Origin of the sequence: Rhodococcus sp. W8901 (assembly GCF_013348805.1) — a bacterium.
Lineage (GTDB): Bacteria > Actinomycetota > Actinomycetes > Mycobacteriales > Mycobacteriaceae > Prescottella.
Map to the genome: position 1 here is coordinate 5444582 of NZ_CP054690.1, position 18265 is coordinate 5462846.

Consider the following 18265-nt stretch of genomic DNA (forward strand, 5'->3'; position numbering starts at 1 on the left):
TCGCAGACTTCACCCTCGACACGAACTCCCCCTCGCCTGACTACCCCGCCCGCGTCGACTCTACGTCGCAGGACACGATCGTCTGAGACACTTCGAGGCATGGATCAGCCGGGATACGACGTCATGGCGAATCTCTACGCCGAGACGTTTCCATCTCCGTACCTGACGCCACTCGAGCGTCAGGTCATCGCAGCGTTCGCGGATCTCGTGCATGACAGTCCAGGCGAGGGCGCGGTGTTGGATGTCGGGTGCGGTCCCGGCGATGTCGCCGCGGACCTCGCGAGCAAGGGACTCGACGTGCTCGGCATCGATCCGAGCGTCGCGATGCTCGGAATCGCCCGACGCAGCTATCCGCACCTCCGATTCGTCTACGGTGACGCGCACCTGGCCGCCGAGGAACTCGCCGGCGTAGCCGTCCGAGCCATTCTGGCGAGGTTCAGCCTGATCCATGTCCCACCCGCGGAAGTCTCTGCAGTACTGCATCACTGGTCCGCACTGGTGGCCCCGGGTGCATTCGTCGCGGTTGCAGGCCAGACCACCGATGCCGTGGGCGAGGTGATCGAGTTCGACCATGCCGTGGCACCGGCCTGGCTCTGGCATCCGGACCGCCTCGCCGCTGCGCTTGCCGACGCCGGCTTCGACGAGGTGTGGCGGACGATCAGCAGGCCGGATGCGAACCATCGATTCCCCGAGGTGCACCTGGTCGCGCGACGACGCTGAGGCTCGAGTCTCGGCGACCAATCCATTGACTCGAAGATATGTTCGAACCAAACTTGCAGCATGAATCCGGGGGGAATCATCGAACCAGGCGCAGCAGCCTTACCGCTGCACGCCGACGACGTGCGCGCGCTCCCCGAATCCGAGCTCCTCGCCGCCTGGTCGACATTTCCCGCGAGATCGAACGCCTCGAAACCCTCCACGTCGCCGCGGTCGCCGAAATCGACGAGCGCGTAATCTCGTTCGACGCCCTCGGCTTCCGCAGCGTCAAACTCTGGCTCGCATCGACGACCCTCCTCGTAGTACCCGCCGCCGCCCGGATCCTCGCCCTCGGCACAGCCCTCCGACGCCAACCCGAGATCGCCGACGCCTACGACAATCTGCGCATCTCCGCCGACCACGCCGGTTTGATCGCCAAATTCTGCGAGCGCCCGCCCCGCGGCATGCCCGACGAAGCCCTCGACTCCTGCCGAAACGTGCTGCTCGACTGCGCCACCGGACCCGCCGCCACCGACACCGTCCGTGGGGCCATCGCCAAACTCGAGCGGATCTTCGAATCCGACGACCTGCCCGCCAGCGAAGACACCGACCGCAACGAACTCCACGCCTCCAAAACCCTCAACGGGCGCGTCGCCGTCAAAGGCGACTTCGACTCCGCCACAGGCGAAATGCTCCTCACCGCACTCTCGGCACTCACCAAACCGAGGAATCCGGTCGACGACTCGGCGTCCACCCGCACTCCCGGACAACGACGCGCCGAAGCATTCACCGACATCCTGCGCCACTACCTCAACTCCGGCGACGCCCCCATCGAAGGCGGACAACGGCCACACCTGTCACTACACGTGAACGCCCGCGACCTCGCCCGCACCGAGCCGAACACTGACGACCACGCCGACACAGGCAGCAGCACGCCCGCCGATCACGCGGACACGTTGGGAGACAAGGACGTCGCCTGGATGCCGTGGATGGGGCCGCTCACCATCGCAACCGCCCGCCGCATCGCCTGCGACTGCACCCTCACACCCGTCCTCATGGACGACGGGGTACCGCTCGACCTCGGCCGCACCACCCGCACCGTGCCCAAGAAACAACGCCGAGCCCTCGCCGCCCGCGACAACGGCTGCGCCTTCCCCGGATGCGGCGCACCACCCGCCCACTGCGAAGGCCACCACGTCCAGCACTGGGCCGGCGGCGGACCCACCGACCTCGACAACCTCGTACTCCTGTGCCGCTACCACCACCGGTTGCTGCACCACTCGCACTGGGACGTCGAGATCGGCATCGACCGGCATCCGCCCCCAAGCACTTCGTGCAGGGGGTACCCCCAGGTTCACCCCACCGAGTTCGGTCGACCCCTACAAGAAGCCCATCCCGGCGCACAACCGGGCCGGGCCGCTCGCCGCCTGATTCTCCGCATCACCCGTCGAGAGCAGGCGCGGGCAAGTACAACGCTGCGCCATTCCCGCGCAGGCTATGGACGGTATGCGGCGGGGTCGAGGGGCGTGCCGACGGGATGCGCCTGCTGCGAGCCGTCCGCGACGCGGTAGCTCACCCCGTGCCGCGCAGTGCCGCGCGGATCGGTGGGATCGTTGACGTAGAACCAGTCCATTTGCGCCCCAGCCTTGTTCACCTCGAACACGCCGTAGCCGTGGGAGTCGAGCTCGACGTACCGGACGTGCCGGTTGAAGGCCTTGAACGCCTCCTCGACCGGGACGGTCGCGGTGCGCGGCGGAACCTGCAGCGAATCGTCGATGTTCGGTGACGTCACCGACGGCACCACGAACTCGGTGCCGACCGTGCCGGCGGCCGGGTAGTTCGCGGCATCCACCGGCAGGTCGCATGCCCACGACGTGTGGATGTCGCCGGTCAGGAACACCGTGTTACGGACGTTGTTCGCGGTGATCGCATCGAACAGACGACGCCGGTCGGCGGTGTAGCCGTCCCACTGGTCCGTGTTGAACGGGATGCCGGCGTCGGGCAGGCCGATCATCTCGGTGACGGCCGCAGTGGTGTGGGTGTCGAGCGGCGGAAACGCGCACGGCGCGATCATCACCGGATTGCCGACCAGCTTCCAGCGGGTGGGCGAGGTGACGATACCGCCAGTGAGCCAGTCCATCTGGGCGCGGCCGGTGATGGTGCGGTCGGGGGAGTCGGTCTGGCGCCACCCCGCACCGGAGGACGCCTGCTCGTCGCGGTAGGTCCGCAGATCGAGCATGGAAAGCTCGGCCAACGCGCCGAACCGGAATCGTCGGTACAGCGCCGCATCGGTTCCGTTGGTCCGCACCGGCATCCACTCGAAGTAGGCCTGCGTGGACGCGGCCTTCCGGGCACCCCAGTCTCCCTCGGTGGCGGGATCGTGGTTCTCGGCGCCGCCGTCGTACGCATTGTCGGCGGACTCGTGATCGTCCCACGTCGCGATGAACGGGACCTTCGCATGCAGGGCCATCAGATCGGGATCGGTCTTGTACTGCGCGTGCCTGATCCGGTAGTCGGCGAGCGAGACGATCTCGTGTGCCGGATCGTGCAGGCGGACCGAGCCGTTCCTGGCGCCGTACTCGCCGCGCCCGTACTCGTAGATGTAGTCGCCCAGGTGCAGGATCGCGTCGAGGTCGTCCCGCTCGGCGAGCAGGCGGTACGACGCGAAATATCCGGCTTCCCAGTTGGAGCACGACACCACACCGAACCGCAGGCGGTCGAGGTCGGCGTCGGTCGCCGGCGCGGTACGGGTCCGTCCCACCGGCGAGACCTGCCCGGCCGCGGTGAACCGATAGAAGTACGTGGTGCCCGGCCGCAACCCGGCGACGTCGACCTTCACGGTGTGGTCGCTCCGGGGGTCGGCCGTGACGGTCCCGCTACGTACGACGGCACCGAAGCCGCTGTCGGTCGCGACCTCCCAGGTCACCGAAACCGTCTCGCCCACACCCGAACCGGGCTGCGCTGCCGCCGACGGCGTGACGCGGGTCCAGATGATGACGCCGTCGGGCAGCGGATCGCCCGACGCCACGCCGTGCACGAATCCCGCAGGTCCCGCAGGTCCCGACGCCGGGACCCCGGCGGCGGCGCGTCCCGCCGCCGCGACGGTCAGCCCGGCACCTGCCAGCACCGCCGAGCCGCGCAGCAGACCGCGTCGGCTCACACCGCTCCGAATGTCGCTCTTGTCGCCCTCGGGCGCCCGATTCTCGAACACGACAGGATCACAACGAAATTCGGACGGATGTTCAACTCAGATCGGCCGAATCTCCGAGTGTTCACCTACTGTTCGCCGCGGTCGCCCCGTCAGAACACCTGCCGGGCTCCGGGCCGGTGGACCACCCCGCGGGCAACCAGCTCGATCGCGACCGCCACCGCACACGTCTGTGCGAGGAGCAGGCCGACGAGGACGAGGATCTGCACGGCGCCGGCCTGGACCGCGGAACCGCTCGCCAACAGGACACCGACGAACGCCCCCGGCAGTGTCACCAGACCCACCGTGCGGGTCTGATCCAGCCCCGGCAGCAGGGCGTCGGACGCCGCCGGACCGACCACCTCCATGCGGGCGTCCCGCACACTGAACCCCAGGCTCAGCCCAGCTTCGACCTCGCCCCATCGCTGGTCGATCGCGTCCAGGCCGCGTTTGGCGGCGAGTGCCGTCGCGGTCATGGCGTTACCGAGCACGATGCCCCCGATCGGCACCAACGCGACGCCCTGGAGCGGCACGACCCCGCTGACGAGCATCAGCGGAACCACCAGGCCGACACCCGTGGCGAGGGCCACCGACAACCACACCGCCGACCGCCCCGCCCGCGCACGCCGGGCCGCCGTCACCGCGGCGGCCACGAACATCACGGCGAGCACGAGCAACGACGACCACAGGTGTGCCAGCGCCGCGGCCAGGATCAGGGAGACGGCGACGAGCTGAAGCGCACCCCGGACCGCGGCCCGCGGAGCCGTCAGCGGATTGCCCAGACCGGCGAACCGGTACACCACGGCCGCCATCGTGACCATGACCCCGCACAGCACGACAAGCGCGAGGCCGGGGTTCGCCAGCGCGGTACTCACGGTCGTCACCTTCCCACCAAGACGGCGCTCAGCGGAATGCCGGCCGCGCGATCCTGGTCGGCCCGAGCGGTCACAGGACCTCGGCTGACCCGGACAGATCCTCGATTCCGACCGGTGCCGTCCCGGTGAAGCGCACGCCGATCCCGAACTCCTCGCCTATCGCGAGGCCGCATTCGGCGAAACGGATCATCCATGATCCGTCCGACCAGATGATTGCCTCGGGCAGGCCGAACGGCGCCTCCGGCCCGTCGAGCCGCGCACGGTCCTCCGCGTCGAGTTCCCACACCGGATCGGCGAGCTCGGCGACGAGATAGCGCGCCGCAGCGGCTGCCAGCACGTCGAAACCGGCGATGGCCTGCGCCGCGGAGTCGACGGCCTGATCGGTAGGAGGCCCCGCCGGTTCGATGACGATGCTGACCGTTCGCGGTTCGTCACCGGGCAGATCGGCAGCCCAGCAGACGAACTCCGCCGCGAGGCCGATGCGGTCCAGCACCGTGCCCCGCACCTCGATCTTCTCGGGTAGGTCGTTCATGCTCCAAGTCAACCAAACCCCGGTCCCCCGCCGTGGGACGCCGGTTTCGCCGCGTCAGGCGTTCCATTGGGCTTCGACGTCGAGAACCCAGGTGACGCCGTAGCTGTCGACGAGCATTCCGTAGAGGGGAGCCCACTGTGCGGGTGCCAGTGGAGCCAGGATCGTCGCCCCGTCGGCAAGCTTCTCCCAGTAGGCCGAGATCTCCTCGGCGTCGGTGCCACGGATCGAAACGAAGAACGGGATCGTGCCGGGCTCCCACGTGGTGTGAGAGGGCACGTCGTAGGCCATGATGCGGAAGCCGTTGTCGGAGAGAACCTGTCCCCACATCACCTGATCCGATTCGTCCGGGTCGGTGACGTTCTGCGCGTCGGCGTAGGTGATGACGGCCAGCTCGCCGCCGAACACCGATCGGTAGAACTCGAGCGCTTCGCGGGCGTCGCCACGGAAGTTCAGGTGGGGGGTGACGTTGACGGGCATGTTGTTTCTCCTCGAGAGCGGTCGGCCACCGGTTCTCGACCGGTGGTGTCAGCAACGCTCCCAGTAGAAGCGGTCAGTTCCTGTCCGCTACTTCGGGTACTTTCGAGACATGTCGACGGCCACCTCGCGCTCGCTGCTGCTGTTGTCGATGTTGCAGACACGCAGAGACTGGCCGGGCCAGGTTCTCGCCGAACGGCTCGAGGTCAGTTCGCGCACCGTGCGGCGGGACGTCGATCGCCTGCGGGCGATGGGGTACCGGATCGTCGCACTCAAGGGTCCGGACGGTGGGTATCGGTTGGAGGCCGGATCGGAGCTGCCGCCGATGCTGTTCGACGACGAACAGGCAGTGGCCATCGCGATGGCCCTGCAGACGGTGGCGGCGAGCGGAGCCGGGGTCGCCGATGCTGCGGAGCGGGCGCTGTCCACGGTGCGTCAGGTCATGCCGTCGCGGCTCCGGCATCGACTCGATTCGCTGCCGATCATCGCGTTGCGCGCGCCGGCGGACGTCGACCCCGCCGTACTCGTCTCCCTCAGCACAGCAGTCGCCGCGCAGGATGTTCTGCGATTCGACTATCCCACTCGCGCAGGTTATTTCGAGCGGCGTCGGCTCGAACCTCACCACCTTGTGGCGGCGGCAGGGCGTTGGTACCTCGTGGGTTGGGACCTCGACAAGGACGATTGGCGGATCTTCCGCGCGGACCGGGTCCATCCCCGTGTCCCGACCGGGCCCGGATTCACCCGCCGCGAGCTACCGGCCGGCGACGTGAGGGCCTACGTCGCCGCGAGATTCAAGGGGTCGCCCGGACCCGACCAGTGGCCCTGCACCGGCGAGGTGATCCTCGGGATACCCGCACAGAGATCGTGCCGTATGTCGACACCGACACGGTCGAGGATCTCGGCGGCGGACGTTGCCGACTCGTCGCCGGTGCCTGGTCGTGGGAATCGCTGGCCGCGGCGATCGGCCGGTTCGATGCCGACATCGACGTCGTCGGTCCACCCGAACTGACCGCTGCGTTCGCCACCCTCGCAAGGCGTTACGCGCACGCTGCAGAGCCCGGCTCGTGATTGCACGGCGCCACGGACAGGCACCCCACCGTCGTCGCGACCGAACGTCTGGCCTGCCAACTCGAGGATCCCCCTGCAGCGACCGCGCTCCGGGTGCAGGATGGGGACCACGCCCGATCACCCGACTGTAGGAGGTCCCCGTGATGAATCTCGTTCGCCGACTGGCCGTCTGCGCGGCCGTCGCGGCCGGTTCGGTCCTGGCGCCGGTCGCCATGGCCTCCGCGGCGGTGACCGTCCCGTTCCAGATCGATCCGGCGCCGTTCGGGAACCCGAACGGCAGTTTCGACGTGCCCCCGATCCGCTGTGCGACCGTGGTCGGCGAACAGCCCGGCACGTTGACGATCACCGGCGGCAAGGACGGGCGGTGGGGATGCCTGCTCTCGGCCGACGTGCACTGGCTGAACCTGTCGACCGGGGCGTTCGGCTCCGCCCGGCTGTCGGACGGCCTCCACGGATTCCCGCCCGCAGCGACCCTGCAGACCGGCACCGGGCAGGTCGCCGTGACCGTCGTATCCACGGTGGGCGGAACGACCACCCCGGGCCTCGCAACCTTCTACGTTCCATAGGTGACGGCGCCGCCCGATCGCACCCACCGGACGCTTGTGAACACTTTGTTGTCAATAATTCGTTGACAACAGGTGGGGACGGGGCGGACGCTCGAAGTATGACCTCAGATCCCTTCACCCCGCCCAACCCGAGCCGCGAGCGGGCCCACCGCGAGTACGCCAGCCTGTTCCGCATCGCCGAAAGGCACGGCACCACGCCCGAGCAGCGGGCGCGGCAGTCCCACCCCGAGATGCTCGATCCGCTGGGCGCGATCCGCATCGTGGCCGCGATCGCCGGTGGCGTCCACACCCCGGACCCCGGAGAGCCGGAGATCGACGACGCCGACGTCACCGCGGCACTCGGGCTGATCCCGAAGGCCCGCGCCGAGATGGACCAATTGGAGGCACTGCTCCTGGACATCGCGCGGCAACGTGGAATGACCTGGCAAGAAATCGCTTTCGGCCTGGGACTGGGGAGCACACAGGCGGCACGGCAGCGATACGACAGGCTGGTCAAGCGCACCTGACCCCCGAACAAGGCTCGAGCCCGAAGTCGACGAACGACTTCGGGCCCGAGGTGCGCTGGTGCCGCGTTGTTCAGACGAACAATGCGGCGACACCGGCGACACCGGCGACCAGGCCGATGACCGTCGAGATCAGCGTCGCGCCGGCTGCGACCTTACCGAGATCCGCTGTGGAAGAACCCATTTGATACCCCTTATTCCATTGAAGCGCTGCTTCTCTTGTATCGCCGTTGTCGGCGCCACTGCATGTCTAACGGACCGGACGACCGTGTTCCAAGTGCTAATCCCCAGATTCCGCAATGCCTTACAGAAAAGAAACGCGATGTGAGCCAGGCGTAAAAGCGGCGACATACAGCGTTAACAAGAGGCCCCCCGAACCCGCAGATCGCGCGCCAGATGGTCGTGCTGCTCGAGCACCGGTCGACGCAGTGCCCCGGCGCATCGCCGTTCGCGGCGAGCCACGAATCCACCGAATCGACCGAATCGGACGCCGGGAAGTTACGCACGTCCCCGCGCGCGGCCGAGTCCATGCAGAACGCGCCTCGTCGACCTGGTCCTCGGGCACATCGACGCAGAGTCGGCCGGTTCACGGCCACACATTGTCTTCGCCTTTGCTCCCGTAAAGCTGGTGCTTCGTCTCAGTCGCCGTTCTCGGTGCCACTGCATGCGTAGCGGAGCAGCCGAGAGGTTTCCACTCCCGTCGGTCCGACTACCGGTCGAGTACCGCGGTGAGGGCCGCGGTCAGCTCCGCGGTGGCGGTCGCTTCGTCGTTCGGCGACGTGTTCCGACGCCACGCGACGTACCCGTCGGGACGCACCAGCAGCACACCGTCCTCGGCGATCTCCCGCAGCCGCGCCCACCGGCCGTACGCATCCCGCAGACCGGGGGTGTCGATCCGGACCGACCGGATGGGGATGTCGAGCTTCTCGGCCGCGGCGGCCGCGGCCCGCTCCCACACCCCACCGGACAGGCCGGTGACAACGGAGAACTGTCCGCGCCCGACGACGTCGAGGGTCGAACGGCGCAGCCCGTCCCCGTCGACCAGCCATGCGTGCGGCAATTTGGCTCCGGGCCGAGTGGTCGGCTTGGCGAACAGTTCTCGGTCCCGGACCCATTCCTCTTCGGCGCCGCTGTCGGGCACCGTTGCGGACGAGGCGTACCGCTGGTTGAGCTCGACACCGTGCGCATTGAACTCGTAGTTCTTCAGCTCGATCGCGTCGATCAGCGCGCGCCGCCGCGCCGCCCCCTCCGCTGTCTCGGCGCGACACATCGCGAGTCCCGTCTCGATGCCGTCCTCGTCGGTGCCCCCGGAGATGCCCAGTGCCTCGAAGATCGGGCCGAACTGGTCGCGGCTGAGGTTGGCCCGGTCGACGATCTGCTTACCGACCGGGGCACGTTCGGCGCTGTAACTTTCGAGCAGCGCGGGCCCGGCGTCGCCCCTGATCACCGCCGCCAACTTCCACGCCAGGTTGAACGAGTCCTGGATCGAGGTATTGGAGCCGAGCCCGTTCGACGGCGGATGACGGTGGACGGCATCGCCTGCGCAGAAGACGCGACCCCGGGAGTACTCGGTGGCATAGCTGTGGTTCACCGTCCACAGCGACGTAGAGTCGATCTGCACGTCGATGCTGTCGTCGCCGAGCAGGTCCAGGACGATACGGCGGGCCTCGTCCTCGTCAAGCGTCGGCGGCTCACCCTCGATGTCGTAGCCCCACGTGAGCAGCCACTCGTTCCACGGCCGCACCATGCGGATCAGACCCATACCGATACCGCCCATGTGCGCACCCGGGCGCATCGCCCAGTACAGGACACTGGGACGGTGCTCGCAGTAACGGGACAGATCTGCGGTGAAACAGATGTTCATCGACCCACCGACACCGCTACGACCCGCGATCGGCAGCCCGATCTGCTCGGCAACTACACTCCTGGCACCGTCGGCACCGATGAGATACTTTGCACGGACAGTATATTCGTCACCTCGCAAGCGGTCACGCAGCGTCGCGGTGACGCCGTCCGCGTCCTGTTCAAGGGACACGAATTCGGTGTCGAACCGACACTTGGCGCCCCGCTCGGCCGCATTGGTCACCAGGATCGGCTCCATGTAGGTCTGCGGCAGGTCGATCATCGGGCACGGGCTGGCCGACGAGTACTCCGACAGATGTGCCTCACCGGCGCCCCAAGTGCTGATCCGGCCGATCTCCTCGCCGGCGAGCGACGTGCACAGCACCGTGTCACCCATCATGTCCTGCGGAGTGCCCTGCGCGAGCGCCTCCGCTTCCACACCGAGATCGCGCAGGACCTCGAGGGTGCGCTGGTTGGTGATGTGTGCACGCGGCGTGTTCGCTACCCAGCCGTACTTGTTCACCAGCATCGTGTCGACACCGTAGGTGGCGAGCAACAGTGCCGCCGAACCACCTGCCGGCCCGCTACCGATCACGAGAACGTCGGTGTCGTAGGTCTTGTCGTTGGTCATGTCTGTCTCCGGAAGTAGTGATCCGACGGGGAGCGCAGTCACGCGTCGGGGGCTATGCGGAAGGTGAAATCGAGTCGGCGCCATGCCCCGTCGACCACGCGGCCATCCGGGGTGGGGCCCCGATGTTCGGGCATGTCGACGATCAGGTTGTGCTTCACCCCGAATACCGAATCGGAGGTGAGGTAGGCGCCGTCGGACGGGAAGAGCTGGGTGATCAGGCGGCGGTGCCCGGGAGCGCTGATCATGAAGTGCACGTGCGGGGCCCGGAACGGGTGCCGGCCGACTGCATCGAGCATCTGCCCCACCGGGCCGTCGTCGGGAATGGGGTACTCGCACGGGAGGATCGTCCAGAACCGCAGCCGCCCATCGGCATCGGTTCGGAACTGACCGCGCAGGACCGGACCGTCGAGATCGGGCAGCTGCACGTCGTAGAAGCCGTCCTCGTTGGACTGCCAGACATCGACGATCGCATCCGGGAGCGGGGCGCCGTCCGGGTCGGTGACGGCCACGTCCACCCACATCGGGACGCCTGGAAGCCCCTCCGCAAGATCCGCTCCGGATCGCACGGCCGGCGGACCCTCGACGTAGAACGGGCCGAGTACCGCCGACGGTGTCTGCTCCCGGACACGTGAATTGGTGAGGATGTCGACCATCGTCGAGATCCCCAACGTGTCCGACAACAGAATGAACTCCTGGCGCACATCGGAGCAGACCTGCCCGGTACGCGTGAGGAAGTCGATCGCGAATTCCCATTCGGCGGTCGTGAGGTCGTTGCTCGTGACGAAATCGTGCGCACGACGGACAAGGTCGGTCATGAGGGTGTGCAAGCGCGGATCCTCGGTGCCGGCGAAACTGGCGACCACCGCGCGTGACATGCGGTCGAGTTCGGCACGGGGGAAGGCGTTTCCGCCGCCGGGCCGGGATCCCGCCACCGCATCTGCCAGCAACGCGGAAATGCCGTCGACAGTGACCGAACGCGGATTCGGGTACGGCCGGGCCGTCGCCAGAGCCGCTGCCTTCGGAATGTCGTCGACGGTGAACCCGAGTTCCGCCAACGACGTCGGCCCGCCCAGGCTCGCGACGAGGTCGTGGACGCCGGCGGCGGCGTCCGGCACCCGCATCACCTGGGCGATCCGGCGCATCACGTCCTGCGCGGCGGGCGCGTTGTACGCCATCGCATACGGAAGGATCACCGTGTGCATCTGCGAGTGCGGCAGATCGAAACCGCCGCCGAGTGCATGACAGAGCTTGTGATGCACCCCCATTCCGACCGCGGCCAGGCAGCTACCCGACAGCCAGGCCGCCTGCAACAGCTCACCGCGGCCATCGAGGTCCGACGGATCTGCCATCACCTTCGGCAGGCCCTGCGTGATCCCGCGAATCGCCTCGAGGGCGAGCTGATCGGTCACCGGATTGGCCTCCGGCGCGTACAGTGCCTCTACCGCGTGCGCCATCGCGTTGATCGCGCTGGTCAACGTGATCGCTGGGGGCAGACCGACGGTGAGATCCACGTCGTAGACCACCGTCTCCGGCAGGATGTCCGCCGACGACCGGGTCGTCTTCACGCCGTTCTCGGTCTCGCCGAGCACCGGTGTGACCTCGGACCCGGCATAGGTGGTGGGGATGATCACCTGGTCGTAGCCGGCCCGCACCGCGAGTGCCTTCGACAGACCCGTCGTGGATCCGCCGCCCACCGACACGACGCAGTCGACGTCGTGGGCGCGGGCCGAGGCCAGCGCCTCCTCGGTGACCTGTGTGGGGGTGTGCATCGCGGCCCCGTCGAAACGGGCGACGAGCAGATCGCCGAGTGCCCGAGCGACTTCGGTGGCCGGCTCGGCCACATCATGGCCGGTGAGCAGCAGCACTCGGCTGCGCCCCAGCCGCAGAACCTCGTCAGCGACGGTTCGGCTCGTACCGCTTCCGAACACCACTCGCGACGGCTGTGCGTTGTAGGTGAAGGTTTTCATATTCGCCGCTCTCACATTCCACGTCACACGTTGCGTAAGTCACACACCGATGTCGATGATGGACGCCCGGCGGCCGAGTCGTCCTGCACGATCCGCGCATCGGCAGGCACGAAACGTGCATGCCGAACCCGAGAAAGGCCGGCTCAGCCCGCGCGGCGAACCTGCGCGGGCGTGGTGCCCAACTGAGCCCGCATCGTGCGGGTCAGGTGTTCCTGGTGCGAGAACCCGCAGTCGACCGCGATCTGGGCGATCGGGTGGTCCCCCGTCCGCAGCTCCCGTGCTGCCTGCTCCACCCGCAGCCGCACCAGGTACCGGTGGGGTGTCATCCCCGTCGCAGCCTTGAACTGCCGGGTGAGCTGGCTGGTGCTCAGCGCAACGGCACCGGCCAGCTCGGACAACGGAATAGGCTCCGCCAGGCGATGTTTCATCAAATCGATGACAGCAGAGACACTGCTACGGGTCGATCTGCCGCCTGCCGCCGGTCCATCCGCCGCGGCCCGGCATCGTCCGGCGCCGTACCGGTGCACCAGGTGCACGGCGAGCATCGTCACCAGATGGTCGGCGTACGTCCGTGCGGACGGGTGCCAGTCACGCAGTGTGGCGTCCATCGACCGCACCAGTTGCTCGAGCATCGGATCGTGGACGCCGATATGCGGTTCCAACTCGACCGGTCGCCCGTCCGCGGCCTCCTCGAGCAACGCGGCATCCAGGTTCGCGTGAATGGTGTCGAGGTCCGCACCGAGTTCGACGGTCAACTCCTGGCCGGCCGGATGGACGAAGAAGCCCCCGGCCGGCACCGTCGTCCGCTGGGCGGCACCACCACGCCCGCGGACGACGTCGACGGGTCCACCGAGATGCAGGATCAGCAGGTGCGAACGCGCCCCGTCGAATGCACCCCGGTAGGGCCGTTCCGCCTGGGTGGAGACATACGCACCGGACCATCCACGACCCGCGCTGGTCCGGCGTGGATGCACCCATGGCTGCCGGAGGATTCCTACGGTGTCGTCGAGTCCCAGCTCGACCATGCCGGCTCCTTCCCGCCGCCACCGTCCGGGCACGCACACGACCGGGGCGATCTCACTGCGATCGCACCATGGTAGCGAGCTACCCGCGTGGCTTCCCGATCCCGAAATGCATCAGATCCTCGCCCACGACGAGGTTGCCGGTGAAGTCGGTCCGCGCCTTCTCGTCACCCAGACCGGTCGGTGGCTCGATGTCCGCAACATCGAAGATCTCCCGCAAATCCTGCTTGGCGTTGTCGCGCATCCGATCATTGATGTCGGTGGCATACGCCTCGAGCAGCTTGCGGGTCGAGGCGGCGGTACCGGGCGTCGGGGATTCGGAGCACCAACACTTCCGGCTGCACGTCCCGGTCCCTGAAAATCAGGTGTAGCGCACCGTGATTCTCGGGGCCGAGCACCCTGATCGGCTTCTTCGGACCGTTGTACCCGTTGCGCCAGGACAGGATCAGGAGGTTCGGGTAGTCGACCGTAGCGTCGGAGTGATGGTGGCTGAGGAACCAGCGTTTCCTGGACCTGGTCGTGGCGAACCGCATCGGGTGAACGAGCATCGACACCCGTCAACACCACGTCGCCCGGATCCGGAGATCCCGGGCGAGGTGGTCGCGCTGTTCGGTGACCAGTCGGCACAGTGCGCCCGGTGCATCAACGTTCGCGGCGAGCCACGAATCCACCGAATCGACCGAATCGGACGCCGGGAAGAGCCCGAGGACGATCCGGCGGGCGATCTCGATGCTGCGCTGCGCCCACACCCCGCGGATCGCCGCGAAGTAGGCGTCGTCGTAGCCGGCGATCAGGTCGCGGCGCTCGCCCGCCCGGAATCCGGCGATGACGGCGTCGAGGTGGTCGTTGCTCAGCGCCGTGTCCTCGAGCGCCGACGCCCAGGCCCGCGCCTTGACCTCCGGGTCCGGGCGGGCGGCGAGCGCACGCAGTTGGGCGGTCCGCCCGGACGCGGTGTCGTCGCGCGCCAGTTCGACGTCCAGCGTCTCCGGGTCGGCGTGCCCGGTCGCGGACAGCGCCGTCCACAGCGCCCAGCGCAGGTCCGGATCCAACCGGAGCCCGTCCGGGCCCGGCCGGCCGCCGTCGAGGATCGCACGGATGTCGGCCGCGTGGCGGTCGTCGACAACTGCTGCGGCCGCAGCCGCACGGGCCCATGCCAGCTGTCCACCCGAGCCTGATTCGGCTTCCTGCATTGCCGTCCAGCAGGTTTCGAGCCACTCGCGCCGCCAGCGGTCCCGCGCCTCGGTGGGCAGGTAGTGGCCGATCGCGAACGACGCGTTCGCCAGGACCGCGGTCAGCAGCGCCATGTTCGGCTCGGACGGCGCGAACGCGCGTGCCATCGTCAGGTACCGCTCGGGGGCGAGTTCGCCGTCGCGGGTGGCGTTCCACAGCGCCGACCAGATGAGGCCCCTGGCCAGCGGGTCGACGACCCGGTCCAGCGAGCGCTCGACCGTCGCGAGCGAGCCGGCATCGAGACGCACCTTCGCGTACGTGAGGTCGCCGTCGTTGAGCAGCCGGAGCGTCGCGGGGGACAGGTCGACCGGTGTCCGCTCGGCGACCACGTCCAGCTCCACGCGATCACGTCGAACCAGGTCACCGGCGTCGTCGAAGTCGTAGAGCCCGACGGCCAGGCGGTGCGGCCTCGGATCGCTCTGCACGATCTCGTACCCGCGCACGTCGTCGCCGCCCTCGAGGGTGAGGGTGGAGACGCCGGTGGTCTGCAGCCACGCCTGCGCCCACGCGCCCAGGTCACGGCCCGAGGACGCCGACAACTCCGCCAGGAGGTCGGCCAGCGTGGTGTTGCCGAAGGCATGCTCGCGGAAGTACCGCCGGGAACCCTCGAAGAACGCGTCGCGCCCGACATAGGCGACCAACTGCTTGAGGACGCTCGCGCCCTTGGCGTACGTGATGCCGTCGAAGTTCAGTTTCGCCGCCTCCAGGTCGACGATGTCGGCGACGATCGGGTGCGTCGTCGGCAGCTGGTCCTGCGAGTACGCCCACGCCTTCCTCCGGTTCGCGAACGCGACCCACGCGTCGGTCCACTCGGTGGCCTCCACGCTCGCGAGGGCGCCCATGAAGTCGGCGAACGACTCCTTGAGCCACAGGTCGTCCCACCACACCATCGTCACCAGATCGCCGAACCACATGTGGGCCATCTCGTGCAGGATCGTGTTGGCCCGGCCCTCGTACTGCGCGGCCGTTGCGGCGCCGCGGAAGACGTAGGCCTCCGTGAACGTGACGCAGCCGGGATTCTCCATCGCGCCCAGGTTGTATTCGGGCACGAACACCTGGTCGTACTTGCCCCACGGATACGGATAGTCGAAGTGTTCGGCGAAGAAGTCCAGCCCCTGCTTCGTCACCTCGACGATCGCGTCGGCGTCGAGGTACTGCGCCAGCGACGCCCGGCACAGCACCCCGATCGGGACGGTGAGATCGTCTCGGCTCCAGATGGATTCGACACGATGATACGGACCCGCGACGATCGCGGTGATGTACGTGGAGATGGGCAGTGTGGGGGAGAACTCGACGACCTGACGGGTGTCGTCGACGTGGTGGAGTGCCGCCGGGCGGTTGGACACCACCTCCCAACCCGCGGGGGCGGTGACGACAAACGTGAACGGCGCCTTCATGTCCGGCTGCTCGAAGCACGCGAACACGCGTCGCGCGTCCGACGGCTCGTACTGTGTGTACAGGTAGGTCCGGCCGTCGACGGGGTCGTGGAATCGGTGCAGCCCCTCCCCGGACCGGCTGTACGCGCCGACCGCGGCGATCACCACGGTGTTCGATGCACGCAATCCACGCAGAGCGATACGGGCACCGTCGAACTCGATGTCCACGGCTTCGCCGTTGACGGTCACCGATCGAACCTCGGGACCGAGGAAGTCGATCCACGTCTCGGACGTGCCGGAGTCGAACTCGACGGTCGTCGACGTCGCGAAGCCCGGCTCGGAATTGTCAGGCGCACCGGATATGTCGAGTTCGACGCGGTAGGAAAGGACGGTCACGGCTGCCGAACGCGCGGCGGTCTCGGCACGGGTCAGGTTCGCAGTACTCACGCCCCGATCCTGCCAGCCGCGAGTAGAGTTCGACTCATCTCCGGGTAACCACACCGAACGGGGTTACGACATGTCGAGACGTTTCGAAGGAACGACCGTGGTCGACCGTCCCATCGACGAGGTGTTCCAGTTCCTCGCCGTCGGCGTCAACGATCCGAAGTTCAGCCCTCGGGTGCAGAAGATCGAGCAGCCGACCGACGGCCCGCCGGGCGTCGGCACCGTCTTCGTCAGCACGGTCAAGGACGCCGGGATGACCAGTCAGCGCGAGTTCGAACTCACCGAGTTCGAGCCGCCGCGACGACTGCGCTGGGCGGAGCGGTCCAAGAACTCCGTCACCGCGGTGGAGGGTGGATACGACCTCGAACCCAACGGAGGCGGGACGAAGCTGACGGTCTTCAACGTGCTGGAGGGGCACGGGATCGGCAAGCTCATCGCGCCCCTCGCGCTGCGGGCGGCACGAAAGGACGCTCCCGACTTCGCCTTACGGATCAAGTCCGCGATCGAGGGCTGATTCATCGATTCGCGCCGGAGCCTCGCCGCGTGGCCGGGCTCGATGCGGCCTTTCCGGGTAGCATCGGGCATTGCGACCCGATATGACGGAGAGGCACGATGAACGACGTCGTCAGAATCGAGATAGACCCGGAAACCGGCATCGGCACCATTGTGCTGGATCAGCCGGACCAACGGAATCCACTGTCCACCAACATGATGCGACAGGTCACCGCAGCACTGCGGGAGATGGCCGACGACGATACCGTCCGGGCGGTCGTGTTGAGTGCGGTCGGCCCGGCGTTTTCCGCCGGACACGACCTGTCCGAGATGATCGACCGTACCCTCGAGGACGAGCGGGAGGTCTTCGAGGTGTGCACGGCGATGATGGACACCCTGCAGGCGATTCCGCAGCCGGTGATCGCCGCGGTGCAGGGACCGGCGATCGCTGCCGGCTGCCAACTGGCCGCGTCGTGCGATCTGGTGGTGGCGTCGTCGAACGCGGTGTTCGGAACCCCGGGTGTGCGGATCGGGCTGTTCTGTTCCACCCCCATGGTTGCGCTCAGCCGATCGGTGGGCCGCAAGCGCGCGATGCAGATGCTGCTCACCGGCGAGACGATCGACGCCGACACCGCCGCCGACTGGGGCCTGGTGAACGTCGTGGTCGCACCCGACGAACTGCAGTCTCGGGTGCGGGACCTGGCCTCGAAGATCGCCGAATCCAGCCCGCTGACCCTCGCCATCGGCAAGCAGGCGTTCTACCGGCAGATCGACCTGCCGCAGGACGAGGCGTACGAACTGATGGCCGAGACGATGGCCACCAACGCGGTCACCTGCGACGCACAGGAGGGTATGAGCGCGTTTCTCGAGAAGCGAAAGCCGTTGTGGAAGGGCAAATGAGACGAATAGCCACGGCTTTTCGACACGCGGGGCCCACTTGACGCGCGCTGCGGCGATTCCCGTTCTAGCCTGAACTTCATCCGGGTTCCGTGAGAGAGAGGCACATCAATGGCATTGCCCACCTTGACCCCCGAACAGCGCGCTGCAGCACTGGAGAAGGCTGCCGCGTCCCGCAAGGCGCGGTCCGAACTGAGAGAAGATCTCAAGTCGGGCAAGCTCACCCTGGTGGAAGTTCTCGACAAGGCGGATACCGACGAACTCGTCGGTAAGACGAAGGTGCTCTACCTGCTCGAATCCCTGCCCAAGGTGGGGAAGATCAAGGCCCGCGACATCGCCGAGTCCGTCGGCATCGCCGAGACTCGACGTGTCTCCGGCCTGGGCGCCCGTCAGCGCGCCGACCTGATCGCCAAGCTCAGCTGACACAGTTCTCCGCGTCGGCCCGCACCCCACGGTGCGGGCC

16 protein-coding genes and 3 pseudogenes are annotated in these 18265 nt (G+C 67.7%); 9 read left to right on the top strand and 10 right to left on the bottom strand.

Going from position 1 to position 18265, the window contains the following annotated elements; genetic code table 11:
- Positions 1–99 precede the first annotated feature (99 nt).
- On the top strand, positions 100–720 hold the full coding sequence (locus HUN07_RS25370) for a class I SAM-dependent methyltransferase (protein ID WP_174913953.1): 621 nt from the start codon (positions 100–102) through the stop codon (positions 718–720).
- A gap of 60 nt (positions 721–780) precedes the next feature.
- Positions 781–2127 (top strand): annotated as a pseudogene (locus HUN07_RS25375) (DUF222 domain-containing protein).
- A gap of 64 nt (positions 2128–2191) precedes the next feature.
- Here HUN07_RS25375 and HUN07_RS25380 read toward each other — a convergent pair.
- The 4 genes from HUN07_RS25380 to HUN07_RS25395 all read right to left on the bottom strand — a co-directional run bounded on the left by HUN07_RS25380 (position 2192) and on the right by HUN07_RS25395 (position 5767).
- Positions 2192–3907: an alkaline phosphatase D family protein gene (locus HUN07_RS25380; RefSeq protein WP_254622679.1), complete on the bottom strand. Its 1716-nt coding sequence runs from the start codon at positions 3905–3907 to the stop codon at positions 2192–2194.
- An 89-nt stretch (positions 3908–3996) separates the two neighbouring features.
- The gene (locus HUN07_RS25385; protein WP_174913955.1) at positions 3997–4758 is read right to left on the bottom strand and encodes an ABC transporter permease; all 762 of its coding nucleotides are present in this window, start codon (positions 4756–4758) and stop codon (positions 3997–3999) included.
- Between the two features lie 70 nt (positions 4759–4828).
- Positions 4829–5290, bottom strand: a complete 462-nt coding sequence (locus HUN07_RS25390) for a hypothetical protein (protein ID WP_174913957.1) — start codon at positions 5288–5290, stop codon at positions 4829–4831.
- Positions 5291–5344: 54 nt separating this feature from the next.
- The gene (locus HUN07_RS25395; protein WP_174913959.1) at positions 5345–5767 is read right to left on the bottom strand and encodes a VOC family protein; all 423 of its coding nucleotides are present in this window, start codon (positions 5765–5767) and stop codon (positions 5345–5347) included.
- 148 nt (positions 5768–5915) lie between these two features.
- Between HUN07_RS25395 and HUN07_RS27670 the strand changes: the two are divergent.
- The 4 genes and pseudogenes from HUN07_RS27670 to HUN07_RS25410 form a co-directional block, all read left to right on the top strand.
- Positions 5916–6416, top strand: a pseudogene (locus HUN07_RS27670) (helix-turn-helix transcriptional regulator); the annotation flags it as partial.
- A 212-nt stretch (positions 6417–6628) separates the two neighbouring features.
- Positions 6629–6832, top strand: a complete 204-nt coding sequence (locus HUN07_RS27675; protein ID WP_441346789.1) for a hypothetical protein — start codon at positions 6629–6631, stop codon at positions 6830–6832.
- Positions 6833–6975: 143 nt separating this feature from the next.
- Entirely contained in the window at positions 6976–7398 is a 423-nt protein-coding gene (locus HUN07_RS25405; protein WP_174915012.1) for a hypothetical protein, read from the top strand.
- 98 nt (positions 7399–7496) lie between these two features.
- Positions 7497–7904: a DNA-binding protein gene (locus HUN07_RS25410; RefSeq protein WP_174913961.1), complete on the top strand. Its 408-nt coding sequence runs from the start codon at positions 7497–7499 to the stop codon at positions 7902–7904.
- Positions 7905–8610: 706 nt separating this feature from the next.
- Here HUN07_RS25410 and HUN07_RS25415 read toward each other — a convergent pair.
- The 6 genes and pseudogenes from HUN07_RS25415 to pepN all read right to left on the bottom strand — a co-directional run bounded on the left by HUN07_RS25415 (position 8611) and on the right by pepN (position 16416).
- The gene (locus HUN07_RS25415) at positions 8611–10374 is read right to left on the bottom strand and encodes an FAD-dependent oxidoreductase (RefSeq protein WP_174913963.1); all 1764 of its coding nucleotides are present in this window, start codon (positions 10372–10374) and stop codon (positions 8611–8613) included.
- Positions 10375–10412: 38 nt separating this feature from the next.
- Positions 10413–11249 carry a dioxygenase family protein gene (locus HUN07_RS27680; protein ID WP_302675495.1) on the bottom strand — a complete coding sequence of 279 codons (837 nt, stop codon included), beginning with the start codon at positions 11247–11249 and terminating at the stop codon, positions 10413–10415.
- 39 nt (positions 11250–11288) lie between these two features.
- Positions 11289–12341 (bottom strand): annotated as a pseudogene (locus tag HUN07_RS27685) (maleylacetate reductase); the annotation flags it as partial.
- 143 nt (positions 12342–12484) lie between these two features.
- Positions 12485–13366: an AraC family transcriptional regulator gene (locus tag HUN07_RS25425; RefSeq protein ID WP_114724532.1), complete on the bottom strand. Its 882-nt coding sequence runs from the start codon at positions 13364–13366 to the stop codon at positions 12485–12487.
- Positions 13367–13445: 79 nt separating this feature from the next.
- Positions 13446–13607 (bottom strand): hypothetical protein, encoded by a 162-nt coding sequence (locus tag HUN07_RS25430; protein ID WP_174913967.1) that lies wholly within the window; start codon positions 13605–13607, stop codon positions 13446–13448.
- Positions 13608–13920: 313 nt separating this feature from the next.
- The gene (gene pepN, locus HUN07_RS25435; protein WP_174913969.1) at positions 13921–16416 is read right to left on the bottom strand and encodes an aminopeptidase N; all 2496 of its coding nucleotides are present in this window, start codon (positions 16414–16416) and stop codon (positions 13921–13923) included.
- A 70-nt stretch (positions 16417–16486) separates the two neighbouring features.
- Between pepN and HUN07_RS25440 the strand changes: the two genes are divergently transcribed.
- From HUN07_RS25440 to mihF, 3 genes are all read left to right on the top strand, one after another.
- The gene (locus HUN07_RS25440; RefSeq protein WP_174913971.1) at positions 16487–16927 is read left to right on the top strand and encodes an SRPBCC family protein; all 441 of its coding nucleotides are present in this window, start codon (positions 16487–16489) and stop codon (positions 16925–16927) included.
- A gap of 98 nt (positions 16928–17025) precedes the next feature.
- Positions 17026–17805 (top strand): enoyl-CoA hydratase, encoded by a 780-nt coding sequence (locus HUN07_RS25445; RefSeq protein ID WP_174913973.1) that lies wholly within the window; start codon positions 17026–17028, stop codon positions 17803–17805.
- Positions 17806–17913: 108 nt separating this feature from the next.
- Positions 17914–18225, top strand: coding sequence for an integration host factor, actinobacterial type (gene mihF / locus HUN07_RS25450; protein ID WP_114724527.1), 312 nt, complete (start codon positions 17914–17916; stop codon positions 18223–18225).
- Positions 18226–18265 lie beyond the last annotated feature (40 nt).

What these genes read in the sequence shown, in the direction of transcription:
- HUN07_RS25370 (WP_174913953.1), top strand. Translation starts at nt 100, where the DNA reads ATGGATCAGCCGGGATACGACGTCATGGCGAATCTCTACGCCGAGACG.
- HUN07_RS25390 (WP_174913957.1), bottom strand. Translation starts at nt 5,290, where the DNA reads ATGAACGACCTACCCGAGAAGATCGAGGTGCGGGGCACGGTGCTGGAC.
- HUN07_RS25395 (WP_174913959.1), bottom strand. Translation starts at nt 5,767, where the DNA reads ATGCCCGTCAACGTCACCCCCCACCTGAACTTCCGTGGCGACGCCCGC.
- HUN07_RS25405 (WP_174915012.1), top strand. Translation starts at nt 6,976, where the DNA reads ATGAATCTCGTTCGCCGACTGGCCGTCTGCGCGGCCGTCGCGGCCGGT.
- HUN07_RS25410 (WP_174913961.1), top strand. Translation starts at nt 7,497, where the DNA reads ATGACCTCAGATCCCTTCACCCCGCCCAACCCGAGCCGCGAGCGGGCC.
- HUN07_RS25415 (WP_174913963.1), bottom strand. Translation starts at nt 10,374, where the DNA reads ATGACCAACGACAAGACCTACGACACCGACGTTCTCGTGATCGGTAGC.
- HUN07_RS27680 (WP_302675495.1), bottom strand. Translation starts at nt 11,249, where the DNA reads ATGTCACGCGCGGTGGTCGCCAGTTTCGCCGGCACCGAGGATCCGCGC.
- HUN07_RS25425 (WP_114724532.1), bottom strand. Translation starts at nt 13,366, where the DNA reads ATGGTCGAGCTGGGACTCGACGACACCGTAGGAATCCTCCGGCAGCCA.
- HUN07_RS25430 (WP_174913967.1), bottom strand. Translation starts at nt 13,607, where the DNA reads ATGCGCGACAACGCCAAGCAGGATTTGCGGGAGATCTTCGATGTTGCG.
- HUN07_RS25440 (WP_174913971.1), top strand. Translation starts at nt 16,487, where the DNA reads ATGTCGAGACGTTTCGAAGGAACGACCGTGGTCGACCGTCCCATCGAC.
- HUN07_RS25445 (WP_174913973.1), top strand. Translation starts at nt 17,026, where the DNA reads ATGAACGACGTCGTCAGAATCGAGATAGACCCGGAAACCGGCATCGGC.
- mihF (WP_114724527.1), top strand. Translation starts at nt 17,914, where the DNA reads ATGGCATTGCCCACCTTGACCCCCGAACAGCGCGCTGCAGCACTGGAG.